This is a genomic window from Cloacibacillus sp., assembly GCA_036655895.1.
In the GTDB taxonomy this organism is placed as follows: domain Bacteria; phylum Synergistota; class Synergistia; order Synergistales; family Synergistaceae; genus JAVVPF01.
The window spans coordinates 32,993-47,722 of record JAVVPF010000009.1; the positions used below are offsets into that span (position 1 = coordinate 32,993).

Consider the following 14,730-nt stretch of genomic DNA (forward strand, 5'->3'; position numbering starts at 1 on the left):
AAAAAACAAAAAATGGCGAAAGGATACGTCCTTTCGCCATAAAAACTCTTAAATTTGCGTGGTTTTGATTAGTGACGCAGGCCGAGGCGCTGGATAAGCTCCTGATAGCGGTTGAAATCTCTGCTCTTTAGGTACTGGAGCAGCTTGCGGCGCTTTCCGACCATGATGAGGAGGCCGCGGCGGCTGTGGAAGTCCTTTTTGTGGGACCTCATGTGCTCCGTCAGCTCGCGGATACGCGCTGTGAGAATAGCTACCTGGACCTCTGTGGAACCTGTGTCCGCTTCGTGTGTCTTGTACTCTTCGATGATACCCTGTTTCTTTTCCTTTTCGATCATATCGATCACTCCATTCTGGGCCTGTTACGCCCGATTGCCATCAACTCAGGCAGGTGTGAAGACGCCTGTCCGTGTAAAAGGCTCATGTATACTACCAGAAAAGAGATGATCCGGCAACCTCCGCCGCAAGATATTCCCTCCACCTCTCCAACATGCGCAAATATCAAATATTTGACTAATTTTTTAGGAGAAATTATCGTCGTAACGCTCTTTATTTTATGCAAAAATAGTAAATATATGTTATAACTATTGGACAAAGCAGAGGACTCATGGCACTAAAACAGTCCAGACAGACTAACAGTTTCATATTTATAAAGGAGAATTAGTCAATGCCGTCACCGTGGAATTTGCCAAATATGCTCAGTCTTTCGCGTGTCTTCCTCGTACCCGTGATTTTAGTGTTTCTTACGCTCCGCACCCAGTTTGGGTTTGTGGACGGCACCAACATAAACATCGGAGATATAATCGCCGGCATCGTTTTCATCATAGCGTCGATAACGGACGCGGCTGACGGATATATCGCGCGTAAAAGAAACATAATAACGAACATGGGAAAGTTCATCGACCCTCTGGCTGACAAAATACTCGTTATCGCCGTGCTGACGGCGCTTGTCGACCTTCACCGCTTCCCGGCGTGGATGCTTGTAGTCATCATCTCCCGCGAGTTCATAGTCTCCGGCCTGCGTATGGTGGCCGCCTCCGAGGGAGTTGTCGTGGCCGCCTCAAAGGGCGGAAAATTGAAGACCGTGAGCCAGATAATAGGCATCGTCATGCTGCTTTTCAACATCCCGGGCGCGATGGCCGTCATGTGGATAGCTGTGATACTGACCGTATGGTCCGGCGTGGACTACGTCGTCAAGGGCGCAAATCTTCTGGGCTGATTTTGTATGTTGACACATTAGCCTATGAGGCGGTATAATTCCTCTCGTCCCGTGGGGGGATGGTGGAATGGTAGACACGCTGGCTTCAGGAGCCAGTGGTCGCGAGGCCGTGAGAGTTCAAATCTCTTTCCCCCCACCACTTAAATAGCAGACCAAGAAGAGTTCGATTTTTTCGAGCTCTTTTTTGTACCTCTTCTGCGCCATGCGCGGCGACAGGAGGGCCGCATGATACCGGCGGCCCTCCTGCTTGATTTTTTATTCAGCGTTTATTCTTTCCTGTCATTAAAGTTCATCAATTATTTTATTTTCCGGGAGCGTTTGTGCGTAACGTGCGAGCGCGGCGTAGAGACGTTTGGGGTCTATCGGCTTTGCCAGGTGGTCGTTCATGCCGGCGCTCAGGCTCTTTTGCACGTCCTCGGCAAAGGCGTTTGCCGTCATTGCGAGTATCGGGATCGTGCGCGCCTGCGGATGAGCGCTTGCCCTGATGCTTTGGGTCGCCTCATATCCGTTCATGACCGGCATCTGGACGTCCATAAGTATCACGTCGAAAGCGCCTGTTGGACTTTCGCTGAAAAGTTCGCAGCCTCTTTGTCCGTTTTCGGCGACGGTCACTATGACGCCGGCCCTCTCGAGGATGCGCTCGGCCACCTTCTGGTTGACAGGATGGTCCTCACAAAGGAGCACGCGAAGGCCAAACAGAGCGCTTTCCGCCACCTCCGGCTCCACGGACGGCGGCTGCTCGTTATGGTCGGCTTCGGCAAGGCGGAGCGGCAGTTCTATGACAAAGGTTGTGCCTGCGCCTGCCTCGCTCTGGAACGATATCGTCCCGCCCATGCAGTCTACGATGCTTTTTGCGATGGAGAGGCCCAGGCCGGTGCCCTCCGTGCGCGATGTCATGGAACTTTCCACGCGGTAGAACGGTTCAAAGATATGCGGCTGCTCCTCCTGCGGGATGCCGATGCCGGTGTCCGCTATCTCAAAACGGTAGAGCGCGAAGTTCTGGTTCTGCATCGGCAGCTCGGTGAGGCTGCACTTGATGGAGCCGCCTTCTGGGGTAAACTTGACGGCGTTTGAGAGTATGTTGTCAAGCGCCCGATGGATGCGCGCGACGTCGCCGCAGCAAAGGTTGTGGCGGATGTTGGAGCAGATTTTGAGCTGCTGGTTTTTACGGCTGGAGAGCCCGCGGATGGCGTCTACCGCTATGTGGCACTGTTTTGCGATGGAAAAGGTCTCGTCGGCCAGCACCATTTTACCGCTTTCAATGCGGCTCATGTCTAGAATATCGTTGATGATGGAAAGCAACACCGACGATGAGCTTTTTATTATCTGCAAGCTCTCGTGTACCTGCTTTGCGTTGCTTTCGTCGGAGACGGCAAGCTCCGTCATGCCGATGATGGCGTTCATCGGCGTGCGTATGTCGTGGCTCATGGCCGACAGGAAATCTGACTTTGAGTGATTCGCCTTTTCAGCTATGGAAAGAGATTCCAGCAGCGCGGCCTTTTGGCTCTCCTGCTGCGATATCATCTCCGTCACGTCTGTGCGGCTGATGACGGCTATGCCGGCCGCTCTGTCCTGCGCCACGATACGCAGGCGTTTCGTGCGCATGCGCCCATCCTGCTCCCTCATGTGGAAGGTAAATTCGTAAAAGTCCTTCCAGCGCAGCTCTTCTTCCACGTTTCTTATGTCGAGCCTGCGGAGGTAATCCTCACGCTCGCCGGGCACGACGCTAAGTTTCGCCGTCTCTTCGCTGACGTCGCTGAATGTTGAGGGCGTGCCGTACAGATAGCGCGTAGGCTCCGCGGCGTAGCTGCCGCTTTTATAGAGCGTGATTGCGCCGCTTCGCAGATTCAGATGGCCGACGTAATCATAGTCGCACTCTATGACAGATTCCAGCACCTGTTCCTGCATCTTGGTATCGGTGATGTCGGTGACGGTGAGAAAGCCTATCAGTTCTTTTGAGAGAGGCTCTTCCGCAGCGTCGATGCAAACAGAGACCCAGCGCAGGTTCGAGCCTGAGGCCGCGACGTTTATCTCACAGACTGCCGTGCGCTGCGTGATGCCAAGACCGAAGTTGGCGGTTACGCTGTCCCTTAGGGCTATCCCGTAAAAGGCGCGCCGCTGTTCTGCGTCTGGAATGAGGGCGCCGATGCCCTGGAAAAATTTTTCGCGGTCGCTGCCGAAACGTTTCAGCAAAGCCGCCCCTGTTTTATCACAAATTTCGATAATTTTATTCTGGGTTATGTTGCAGTGTCCAGCAAGCAGCACGTTGTCTCCGAGGGATCTGTATCTGTATTTTATCGCGTTTTCATATTTTTGTTTCGCTTCGACCTGCTCGGAAACGTCTACGGCGCTGCCAAGCGCGTAAGTTGGCTGTCCATCCCTGTCGGGGATGACGGTATAGGTGCACCGCTTCCACTCATAGCAGTGCTTTGGTTCGCACCAGAGCCTGATGACGGCCGATATCTGCTTCTCTCCGTCGTAGAGCCTTTTATAAAAATCGCGCAGTTTGTCCGCGTGGTCAGGGTGACATATACCGCTCTCTATGAGACTTTCGGGGACATTTTCTATCTCGTCTCGTTCTATGCCGCAGTTGGCTTTGGAGTTGTAATTTTGTATCATTACGCGGCGCGAGATGTCGTAGAGCCACGTAACGATGCCGTTTTGGGCAAGCACCGTTGTAAAGCGGCTTTCGAGCTCTTTGTATTCGGCTATCTCCTCAGCCGTGCAGACGGCGCGCGTCACCGCTCCGTTTTCAACGGCGGTCGCCGTGAATCTCACGCGCATCCAGCTGTAGCCATGCTGAAGGGTCCTGACGCGGACGTCCGTCTCCGTGTAGCCTTCGCCGGAAAGCAGCCGCTTCACGCACTCCTGGTATTTTGGGACGTCCTCTTCCGCGACGAACTCCTCGTCGAAGTAGCTGGCTGGATAATGCTCCAAAATAGCTGGAACGCCGAAGGCCTTCTGGACGGCGGCGTTTACGTATACGCGCCCTGTCTCGAATTCAAACTCCCAGTAGTACATTTTTGCGTGTTCCATTGCGATGGCGAGATTGTTCTCCGAGGCGATGCGTTTTTCTTCGTTCGTTTTCTGACGCGTTATATCGACAAAGATGCAGTAGAAAAATTTCTCTCCCGCGTCGTTTACAAGAAGCTGCGCTTTGACGGATATCCATTTGACGACGCCGCCCTTGCAGATAAGGCGGTGCTCGTTTTCCAGCAGCTTCTTTCCGCTCTCAAGCTGCGATACGACAGAGCCTCCCATTACTGCAAGGTCGTCGGGATGGGTGACGGGCGCCATTTGATTGCCCATCGCGGAAAATTCCTCGCGCGTGTAGCCCAGGAATTTATAGAGGCCGTCGTTTGCCGAGATAACGGACCAGCCCTCGTCGAAGCGGCATTGGAAGACCGCGCCCGGTATATTGTTGTAGATGCGCCGAATTTCCGTGTTCGCCTTTTTTTCTTCGGAGATGTCCGACAGATAAACGACGTAGGCCGGAAGGCCTTCCCACTCTATGGAGCGCGATACGACGGAAAAATATTTTCCAAGATGGGCAAAATATATTTCGCGGGGGACGCCCTCGTCCGGCGAGAAAACGGCGCACTCTTCACACGGTTTATCGCAGAGGCGCAGCGCCTCGTGGCATTTGTCTCCCACGCGCAGGCTGTAGCCTCTTTCTTCTAGCGACTGCTCCATCTGATGATTCATGTAGAGTATTTCGTAGTTCAACTTGTTGACGACGTATATGCCGTTGATCGCGTCGTTCGCTATCTCGCGGTAGAGGCGCGACTCGTCGGACATTCCCATGAATACGGCATACCACACGGGATGTCCGTTCTGGCGCCCTATCGTCTTCGCGTTCAGATGGATGCCGGCCACATGGCCGTCTTTTCTTGTTATCCGGTAGGAATAGCGCAGCACGCCGTCTGTTGTCATCGCTTTGACGAGGGATTTTGTAAAGTTTGCCACGTCGTCCTTATATATTATGTCAAAGGCGTTATATTTGAGGGCCGCTTCGTAATCCTCGTCGTTGTAGCCGGTCATCTCAAGCAGCCCTTTTGAGCAGCGCAGCGTCTTTATTTTCCCATCCACGTACTGAAAGGTGGCGACGCCGCCAGAGATGGAATCAATGAGGTGTTCGTTGAGCATTTCGTCTTCTTTTAGTTTTGAGATGTTGTGAAAGACGCACTGAATGAGCGGGCAGCCGTCCTCTTCGCCTATTTTCACACCCTGGAGATGCACCCAGACGGTGTGTCCGTCGCGGTGGATCTTTCGGAACTCAAAGTCCGCTACGGTGCCGTGCGAGCAGACGTAAAGCATCTCGCGGACGACCATCTCCCTGTCGTCCGGGTGGGTCATATCAGCGGCGTCGCCCTTTACCAGCTCGCGGTACTCTTCTACTGTGTAGCCGGAAAGCCCGGGCACTCCGTCTGAAAAATATACAGTCTCAAACTTGTCGGAGACTTTATAAATGGCGACGCCTCCGGGAATGGCGTTGATTATGTTCTGCATCTGGAGCGCGGTCTTTTGCAGCTGCAGCTCCGCCTCTTTCTGTTTTGTGATGTCGAAGATGACTGAGACTATAGCCTCTTTGCCGTCAGCGGCGGTCACTTTGCGCCCATGGTCCTGCACCCACAGGTAGGATCCGTCTTTTCTGAGCATACGGTATTCTACGGAGTAGCCGCCGCTCTCCGCTATGGCGCGCATTATATCTTCTTCAAGCTGCCTCCCGTCTTCTGGGTGCATACTGTTTATGATAAGTCCGCCGATATCTTCGATGAACTCTGCCTCGGAGGAATAGCCCAGATACGAAAGCATACGCTCGCTCGCAAAATAGTAGGGGAAGCCCGGCTCCATATAGCCGCCGATGGTGGCGCCGTTTATGGTTTTGTTGAGCAGGCTGTCGCGCAGCGCCTCTTCTTTTTCGGCGGAAAAGGAGGCAGGGTAATACTGGTCTTCATTTTGGAGCGCCGTAGGCACTGACATGTGGATGGTGTCCACCTTCCAGGCGCCGTCCTCGCGTGACGCCGTGACGGATAAACGGCAGTCAAGCGTGATATCCGGGCTTGACATTTTGAGCTTTACGAAAGCGGTGCTTGCGTCGGGGCCAATCGGCCGGCATTCTTCGCAGATATATTTTATTTTGTAAGGCGACGGATTTTCCGCCATCTCGTTTTGCATACTGCAGCGCGCCTCTTCGATGTTGTGCACGTCTTCGCCGGCACCCGTGCCAAACCACATAATATTTTTGGAGAGCAGCTGACAGGCTGCATCCACGTCACGCCTGATAAAATAAAGCTCACAGAATTTTTTTAAAAGACTCAGTGCGTTTTCCCGTTCCATTTAGCTCACCGGCCTTTCTGTTCCGACGTTTTTGCGTTCCCGCGCAATGCAGATTTTTCTCGTCACTGTGCGCCAGTTGATATTATCAATCATCGCGGTCCTCGTCGGCATAGATAAATTTATAGAGCGTCTCAAAGAGCAGCTTTGGCTCTATTGGTTTTGCGAGGTGCGCGTTCATGCCGGCCGCCTTGGATTTTTCTATGTCGTCCTCAAATGCGTTGGCGGTCATCGCGATTATGGGGATCGTCTTCGCGTCGTCTTTATGCCAGTGGCGGATGTTGCAGGCCGCCTGCAGTCCATCCATTTGCGGCATTCTGATGTCCATCAAAATGGCGTCGTAGTAGCCAACTGGCGAATTGGCGAACAGCTCCATTGCGCGCAGACCGTTTTCCGCCGTCTCCACAAGAAATCCTTCGTGGAGCAAAAGCCGCGTCGCCACCTCGGTGTTGAGAGGATGGTCTTCGGCGAGCAGCACGCGCTTTCCAGTGAAGTCGAAATCTTCGGTCGGCATGTGCTCGGTTTTCAGCTCTTTTTCATAGAAGACCTTTTCAAAGGCGGAGATCAGCGAAGATTTGAACATCGGCTTGTTCATCAGCATGTTGACGCCGGCCGCCTTCGCCTCATGTTCGATGGAGGCCCAGTCGTATGCGGTCATGATGATTATCGTAACGTCCGGCCCCACTATGCGGCGAATTTGACGCGCAGTCTCGATGCCGTCCATGTCGGGCATCTTCCAGTCTACAAGGATGAGATCGTAAGATTCTTTTTTCTCCCACTTTTCGCGCACGCGGTTCACCGCCTTGCGTCCGCTGTCCACCCATTCCGATTTGATGCCTATTTCTTTCAGCGTTATGACGGCGTGTTCGCAGATGATCACGTCGTCGTCCACAACGAGCGCCTTAAGGTCGGTAAAATTATGGTGCGGCCTTTTTGCGTAGCGCCTTTTATTTTCTTCCGTTATCCCGAGCTTCACTTCGACGGTGAATTCCGAGCCTATGCCTACTATGCTGCGCACGTTTATCCTGCCGTCCATCATATCGACGATGTTTTTGCAGATGGCAAGGCCCAGCCCCGTGCCTCCGTACATTGCGGTGGCGCCTATGTGCTCCTGTGCGAACGGCTCAAAGAGGTGCGGAAGAAATTCCTCAGAGATGCCGCAGCCTGTGTCGTTCACTGTAAAGCGAAGCACTGCGTCGTTTTTGGTCTTTTTTATCTGCCGCACGCCGAGCACGACGCGGCCGCCCTCCTGAGTGAACTTGACTGCGTTGGAGATGATGTTGATGATCACCTGCTGGAGCTTCATCGCATCTCCGATGTAATAATCCTCCATGCCCGGGTCCACTATATTCTCGTAGTCGACATTTTTAGCGTGCGCCTGCGTGTAGCAGATAGAGTTCACACCGCTGATGAACTCCTCAAAGGGTATCTTTTCGTTTTTGAGAAGCACCTTTCCGCTTTCGATGCGGCTCATGTCGAGTATGTCGTTTATAAGCGAAAGCAAAAAGCGCGACGATATGCCTATCTTTGAGATACAGTCCGCCACCTGTTCGTCGTCGCCCAGGGACTGCGCGGCGATGGCGGACATCCCGATGATGGCGTTCATCGGAGTGCGTATCTCGTGGCTCATGCGCGAAAGAAAGTCGCTCTTTGCGGCGTTTGCCTGCTCCGCGGCTAAAAGCGCGCTGCGAAGCGCCTGCTGCTGCATCTCCTGCTCCACGAAGAGCGCGGTGATGTCGCTTCTTGTGTAAAATATGGCCGTTTTTGTGTCGTCCAGATATGCATAGGTCCATTTGCGGTAGCCGGTTCTGCCGTCCGCCTCGCGAACAGGGTAGCTCAGTACATAGGTGTCGTTCTCTTCAAGAGCGGCCACTACCGCTTCAAGCCTGAATTTCGGAAGGCATTCCGCAAGCTTTTCCTCCACGACGAGACTGCTTATGACCTGATCGCATGCGGGGCCGTAAATGTCGTTTTCCTGCATGTGCACGGCAATGCCCGCGGTGTTCTGCGTAAAGAGGAAGACTCTCTGCGTCTTGACCTCTACCACAGCGATGAACTCATGTTCAAGGTCTACCAGCCTGCCGACTATGGTTTGCATTATCTTTTCCCTGTTGATGTCGTAGGTGTACATAAAGGACATGACGTCGTTCGTTTCAGGGTTTTGGTATGAGTTGACTATCGTGTTGACCCATATCGCGGTGCCGTCGCGCCTCTTGCGCTGGTATTCCACAGTGTAGTGCGTCTCGCCCGCCGCGAAAGCCTTCAGCACGCGCTTTCTGTCCAGCGTGGCGCGTATGCACTGCTGCTGTTCCATCGTGAGGCCGGTCTGCGCCAGATGCTCTACAGCCTGCGTATAGGGCGTTCCCTCCGTGGCTATGGCGACATTTCTTTTTGCGATGTATGACTCGATGAGGTCCTGAGTAATGTTGGAACGTACCTTTACCATCAGGTTCGGGCTTACGTCGGAATTTTGGAAGGACACTTCGTCCTGATATTTTTGTTCAAGCGATTTTTCGGCCGAAACGTCCATGAAGCTGCCTATAGCGTGATATGGGCGTCCGTCTTTGTCAAAGACCGTGGTGTAGCATATTTTTTCCCACCAGTAGTCGCTGTCGTTCGAACTGCGCCACCTGATGGTCTCCATAGCTGTCTTTGCGCCTTCGTGAATACGAGCGTAGAGTTTCCTGAATTTTTCAACGTCGTCCGGGTGAACGAAGCCGCGCTCGATAAAACTCTCCGGGATATTCGTCTCGACGGGCGCGAGGCCGAAACGTGCGGCGCCGCTGCCCTTTATGCTGAGGCTTTTGTCTTTGAAATCATATATCCACACTGAGGCGCCGACCTGCGAGACTGCGGTCGAAAACTGCTCCTCCAGCTCCCTGTATTCATTGCTTGAGGCTGCGCCTTTCATATCGTTCATCTTGTAGCCCGCGTCTTCATTCTGCATCTGGAGGGTCTCCTTTGAGAGGATACTTTTTTCTGCCGCAAAAACCAGCGCGGCGATCGCCTGCGTTTTCATGGCCGCCTGAGTCATTGTCCGCGTTTTTCTGTGATGAAGGCGGGCTGCCACGGAGGTCTTCTGTACCGCGGTTTTCCGTCCCGTATATTTTCCAGCGGTTCTTCCCAAGACGTTTTGCCGTAAGCAGCGCCATGTCCGAGTTGTGATAGAGCGTCTGATACCCGGTTCCATGCTCCGGCGCGATGCTGGCCCCTATGGAACACGATATCTCCGTGTCCTCAACGGACGCGCGCAGCCTGGCGCACATCTGCTCCAGCCTGCGGGAAAGATGCGCTTCGTCCATCCTTGCCTTCATAAAAACGGCAAATTCGTCGCCGCCCATGCGGCATATAAAGTCGTCGTCGCGGAAGAGCTCGCGCAATTTCGCGGAAACCATTTTGATGACCTCGTCGCCGCGGTCGTGGCCGTAGAGGTCGTTTATATTTTTAAAGTTGTCGATGTCGAGCATGAAAAAGATGGCGTTTTCGCCCTCTTGCCCGCAAAAGAACTCCTGCACGCGCCGTTCCATCTCCGCGCGGTTATATAGGCCCGTAAGCTGATCCAGCCGGGCTTCAAGCGCAAGCTGCCTCATCTTGGACAGCATACGTTTTTCACGTTCAAGCGTCTGGATGGTGTTGCGCGCAGTAACGTTCTGCACGCGGTGCACCGCGATATCCATGTTGTACGGAGCGGGCAGAAAATCGCTTGCGCCAAGCGCAAACGCGCGAACTTCAAGCGCCTCGCACGCAGCGCCCGTAGCTATCACTGGAATAGAGGCAAACTGATGATTGACCCGCAGCTTTTCAAGCAGATGAAATCCGTCCGCAGGAGGCAAAGCGAGGTCAAGCATGACGATAGCTATTTCGTTGAAATGTTCTTCGATGTATTTGTAGGCGGCCGGCGCGTTGTCGGCCTCCACGATGGAATAGGCGTCCTCAAAATATTTCGCAAGCTTTGCGCGGTTTGCCTGCTCGCCGTCCGCAATCAGCATCACTTTGGCGCCGGCCTTGCCGCCCGCCGCAAGCGCGCCGTCCAGACAATCGCTCTGGTCGGATACAAGGTGGTCGGCAAGCTCCGCGTTCATCACAAGCTCGGCAAATTCGCGCTCCGACATCGGCTCCGCGTAATAATAGCCCTGGACGTACTGGCAGTCCATCGAGCGCAGCATCTCTATCTGCTCGTGCGTTTCAACGCCCTCGGCTATGACGCGCAGATCCATCCATTTCGCCAGACTGATTATAAAATTAAGGATGTTGCGGCTGGTGGCAGAGTCAGTTTTCTTCTGGATGAACCGCATATCCAGCTTCAAAACGTCTATGGGCAGTTCTGAGAGCATGTTGAGCGACGAATAGCCGCGCCCGAAGTCGTCCATACCAATAGAAAAACCAAGCTGTTTCAGCTCATCCACGACGGAAATGAGCTGTTCCGGGTTTTCCGTGTAGGCGGCCTCCGTTATTTCAAGATGGAGCTGGTTCGGGCGAAGCCCGTGCTTTTTTACGATGCCGGCCAATATCTCAGGCAGATTCGACTGGTAGATGTCTTTTCGTGAGACGTTGACTGAGATTGGCACATATTTTTTGCCCTCTTTTATCCAGTTTTCAACTATCTCGCAGGTTTTGTCCCACATATAACGGTCAAGTTCCGTGATGAAGCCGTTGCGTTCAAAAAGAGGAATGAAGTCGCAGGGGTACATGACGCCAAGCTCCGGGTGCGCCCAGCGCGCGAGCGCCTCCGCTCCCGCGACGCGTTCGCTCCGAATATCGTATTTCGGCTGAAAGTAGACCTGAAAGTGCCCAGAGGACAAAGAGTGTTTCATAGTATCGGTGATGGCCTGCTCGCGTATCATCCGCTGGCGGATGGAGTCATCATAGTAGGCGCAGACGCATCTGTACTGCCCTTTTAAGCTGTCCGAGGCAAGCATCGCGCGGTCGCACATCAGGGCTACTGAGACGTCGCGTTCGCTCACCGGATAGACGCCGAATTTAAGCGATATCTTCATGCTGAGCGGATAGTCGGCAAGGCTTCGCTCCGCTTCTTCCAGCACAGGACGGAAGGCCGCTTCGTCCATCTCCTCGGGAATGAGCGCCGCGAAATGATCCGCGCCGAGCCGCGCACAGATACCGTTTTTGCTCTGCATGTTTTGATAAAGATTTTCAGCGATATATTTGAGCAGCTTGTCGCCCTCAGCCAGGCCAAAGCTGTCGTTTACAAGCTTGAAACGTTCGATGTCGGTCACTACCAGAGTGTAGCGCCCGTTTCCCTCGGCATCCATAAATTCTTCGGCGCGGCGGCAGAAGGCGTCTTTATTGTAGAGCCCCGTCAATAGATCGCGTTCGCTCCTGTGGATGCGGACGTTTGATTCGTAAAGCTCTATAAGGTTCGCCAGCCGTTTGCGCAGCACGGTCGGGTTATAGGGCTTTGAGACGAAATCCCTTGCGCCAAGCTCCAACGCGCGGCTTTCTGTCTCCTTTTTGTCTTCCTGAGTGGCCACGATGACCGGTATCTCAGAAAGACACTGGTTTTTCTCCATCGCCTCAAGGACGCTGTATCCATCCATCACGGGCATTATGAGGTCCAAAATGACCGCGGAGAGGCCGGCGCTCTGCTTTTCCAAAACGGCAAGCGCCTCCGCTCCATTCTCAGCCTCAACTATCTCATACTGATCACAGAGCAATTTTTTTAAAATGCGGCGATTGATAACCTGATCGTCAACTATTAGGATTTTCTTGGGCATCATAAAGTCCTCTTTTTCCATCACGATTATTTCAAGGGGCAAAATGCCTGTCTATGTGCAACATTTCTTTGTTATATTCTATTCTCATACAATGATAAAAGCAAGATATATTTAAAAGCTGTACAAAATAACTAAAACGTAAGAATTACAATAAAGACTTTAAATTATGATCGCGCAGCGCAGAGATTTGACTATAAAGACGCTCTATCATAAAATTTACGCAAGGAGATGGTGAGATGGCCTTTTTGTTCTGGATGGCCGCCGGGTATCTGGCGGGTTCGTGCCCCACGGGGTTCCTTGTCGCGAAATACATAAAGGGCGCCGACATCCGCGCGTTTGGCTCAGGCAACATTGGCGCTACAAACGTCGGAAGGTTCATGGGAAGAAGCTGGGCCATAGCCGTCGCTGTCTTCGATATGCTGAAGGGCGGCCTCGTAGTGCTCGCCGCGTCGCTTTTCACAGAGGACGCCTCGCTGCTGGCCGCGGTTGGAGTATGCGCCGTGATCGGCCACAACTACCCCGTATGGCTCGGCCTTCGCGGAGGAAAGGGAGTCGCTACCTCCTTCGGCGTCATCGCATTTTTCAACTTCTTCATGCCGTGGCCCGCTCTCTTGGGCGGCTGGGCGTGGTACATAATCATGAAGACCACCAAATACGTCTCCGTAGCCTCAATGGGCGGCCTTTTCATCGCCACGCTGTTCACAGCCGCATTCGGTATGCCCTGGCAGTATACTGCGGCTTCGCTTTTTCTGGCCGCGCTCTCGGTGTGGCGCCACAGAAGCAACATCGCGCGCATCATGGACGGCTCCGAAGTAAAGGTAAACTCAAACAAAAAACATTGATGGACTGTGTCTGGTGATTTTTTGTTGTTTGGCGATAAGGCATAAAAAAGACCATCCTCGCGGACAATCATATTGTTTTTTGATTTGTAGCTAAGCTAGCACGGACAGCAAAAACGCCATAACGAATATCGCCAAAGCGATAATACCTTTAGCCTGCCAATCTTCTTTAGAGGCTGGTTCAAATATCTTGTTATTATTGGCCGCTGCTTGTCTCTGCTGCACTAATATTGACATCATAGCAGGGTCGTCGTATATAAATTTATCGGACATCAGAACCCCTCCCCTTTGTGGACAATTAAAACTCTTTTTAAGATTTAGTCAAGAAGAAGTATCGGTTCCGACTGCGCTTGAGTGATATTTTTTCAGGCGATTGACACAAGCTTATTTTTTCACTTGACTGAAAATTCAGAGCGTGATATATTCTCGCAAAGACGTTGGATGAACCTTAGGTACTACCAGATTGAAATGTATACCTAGTATTCAAGTGACATTAAGTCTGCATGTACCATTCGTTTATACAACAACTTTACACTAAACTAAAAAAACATATTGAGCAATGTCTTTGGAAGGCGTGATGCCGTTTACCAAATACCAGACGTTTTATTACATCGTCCTTATGTAAGAGGTAATTTGGAAGTTTCAGAATCGTAAAATATTTCTGCCAAAGGATGTGTTAAGATTGCTAAAATATATTTTAAAACGTACCTTTTCCGCACTGCTGACCCTATGGTTCATAATAACCATCACCTTCCTGATAATGCACAATCTACCCGGAAGTCCCTTTACGGGCGCACGAGGACTGCCCGACGAGACGCGAGTGGCGCTTGAGGCCAAATACGGGCTCGATAAATCTATCGGCGAGCAGTACGTCACCTATCTTTTTAATTTTGTGCGCGGCGATTTCGGCGTATCGTATTTAAAAAGGGGTGTGACGACGCGCGCCATCATCGAAAGCGGCTTCCCGTATTCGGCAAAGATAGGCCTTGTGGCGATCGCCATGATAACGGCCTTCGGCATTTTCTTCGGCGTCTACGCCGCGCTGCGGCAAAATAAGTTTTCGGACAGAGCCTCGATGTTCCTTGCCACGCTCGGAACGACGATCCCCAGCTTTGTTTTGGCCACTCTTTTCTTGTACGTCTTCAATAAAAAACTTGGGCTGGTCCCCTCTTACGGAGCGGAGAGCTTCAGCCACTACATAGGCCCCGCATTTGCCATTGGAGCATTTTCCATCGCCTTCATCACAAGGCTCACCAGGACGTCGATGCTCGAAGTGCTGCAGCAGGATTACATAAGGACGGCGCGCGCGAAGGGACTTTCTAATTTCACGGTGATGACGAGGCACGCGTTGAGAAATGCGCTGATCCCAGTCGTTACCTACCTTGGCCCGTGCGTGGCGACTATCGTCACAGGCTCGTTCGTCGTTGAGAAAGTTTTTGGCATTCCTGGCATAGGCTGCCTTTTTACCACAAGTATTTTAAACAGGGACTATTCGCTGATTTTGGGCGTCACGGTATTTTTCGGTTTCCTGCTTGTCTTGATGGTGCTGCTGGTCGACATCCTTTATGTGCTGATCGATCCGAGAATCAAATACGAATAGGGAGCG

8 protein-coding genes and 1 tRNA gene are annotated in these 14,730 nt (G+C 52.5%); 4 read left to right on the forward strand and 5 right to left on the reverse strand.

The features are described from left to right. Nucleotides 1–68 precede the first annotated feature (68 nt). Entirely contained in the window at nucleotides 69–335 is a 267-nt protein-coding gene (rpsO, locus tag RRY12_04415; GenBank protein ID MEG2183901.1) for a 30S ribosomal protein S15, read from the reverse strand. Between the two features lie 329 nt (nucleotides 336–664). Between rpsO and pgsA the strand changes: the two genes are divergently transcribed. Continuing rightward, entirely contained in the window at nucleotides 665–1,216 is a 552-nt protein-coding gene (pgsA, locus tag RRY12_04420) for a CDP-diacylglycerol--glycerol-3-phosphate 3-phosphatidyltransferase (protein MEG2183902.1), read from the forward strand. 53 nt (nucleotides 1,217–1,269) lie between these two features. After that, nucleotides 1,270–1,355 (forward strand) — tRNA-Leu (locus tag RRY12_04425). A 143-nt stretch (nucleotides 1,356–1,498) separates the two neighbouring features. Here the strand turns inward: RRY12_04425 and RRY12_04430 are convergent. The 3 genes from RRY12_04430 to RRY12_04440 form a co-directional block, all read right to left on the reverse strand. Then, a complete protein-coding gene (locus RRY12_04430) occupies nucleotides 1,499–6,556 on the reverse strand; it encodes a PAS domain-containing protein (GenBank protein MEG2183903.1) in 5,058 nt (1,685 codons plus the stop codon). An 85-nt stretch (nucleotides 6,557–6,641) separates the two neighbouring features. Beyond that, nucleotides 6,642–9,500, reverse strand: coding sequence for a response regulator (locus tag RRY12_04435; GenBank protein MEG2183904.1), 2,859 nt, complete (start codon nucleotides 9,498–9,500; stop codon nucleotides 6,642–6,644). Further along, a complete protein-coding gene (locus tag RRY12_04440; protein MEG2183905.1) occupies nucleotides 9,490–12,288 on the reverse strand; it encodes an EAL domain-containing protein in 2,799 nt (932 codons plus the stop codon). Before RRY12_04440 ends, RRY12_04435 begins: the two co-directional genes overlap by 11 nt. 233 nt (nucleotides 12,289–12,521) lie before the next feature. Here RRY12_04440 and plsY point away from each other — a divergent pair, with 233 nt between their 5' ends. Beyond that, complete coding sequence (gene plsY / locus RRY12_04445; GenBank protein MEG2183906.1) at nucleotides 12,522–13,127, forward strand: glycerol-3-phosphate 1-O-acyltransferase PlsY; 606 nt, start codon at nucleotides 12,522–12,524, stop codon at nucleotides 13,125–13,127. Between the two features lie 90 nt (nucleotides 13,128–13,217). Here plsY and RRY12_04450 read toward each other — a convergent pair whose 3' ends face one another. Next, entirely contained in the window at nucleotides 13,218–13,397 is a 180-nt protein-coding gene (locus RRY12_04450; protein ID MEG2183907.1) for a hypothetical protein, read from the reverse strand. A 409-nt stretch (nucleotides 13,398–13,806) separates the two neighbouring features. On the opposite strand from RRY12_04450, the gene RRY12_04455 reads away from it, so the two are divergent. After that, complete coding sequence (locus RRY12_04455) at nucleotides 13,807–14,724, forward strand: ABC transporter permease (GenBank protein MEG2183908.1); 918 nt, start codon at nucleotides 13,807–13,809, stop codon at nucleotides 14,722–14,724. The last annotated feature ends 6 nt before the right edge of the window (nucleotides 14,725–14,730 follow it).

What these genes read in the sequence shown, in the direction of transcription:
- rpsO (MEG2183901.1), bottom strand. Translation starts at nt 335, where the DNA reads ATGATCGAAAAGGAAAAGAAACAGGGTATCATCGAAGAGTACAAGACA.
- RRY12_04440 (MEG2183905.1), bottom strand. Translation starts at nt 12,288, where the DNA reads ATGATGCCCAAGAAAATCCTAATAGTTGACGATCAGGTTATCAATCGC.
- RRY12_04430 (MEG2183903.1), bottom strand. Translation starts at nt 6,556, where the DNA reads ATGGAACGGGAAAACGCACTGAGTCTTTTAAAAAAATTCTGTGAGCTT.
- RRY12_04435 (MEG2183904.1), bottom strand. Translation starts at nt 9,500, where the DNA reads ATGCAGAATGAAGACGCGGGCTACAAGATGAACGATATGAAAGGCGCA.
- pgsA (MEG2183902.1), top strand. Translation starts at nt 665, where the DNA reads ATGCCGTCACCGTGGAATTTGCCAAATATGCTCAGTCTTTCGCGTGTC.
- RRY12_04450 (MEG2183907.1), bottom strand. Translation starts at nt 13,397, where the DNA reads ATGTCCGATAAATTTATATACGACGACCCTGCTATGATGTCAATATTA.
- plsY (MEG2183906.1), top strand. Translation starts at nt 12,522, where the DNA reads ATGGCCTTTTTGTTCTGGATGGCCGCCGGGTATCTGGCGGGTTCGTGC.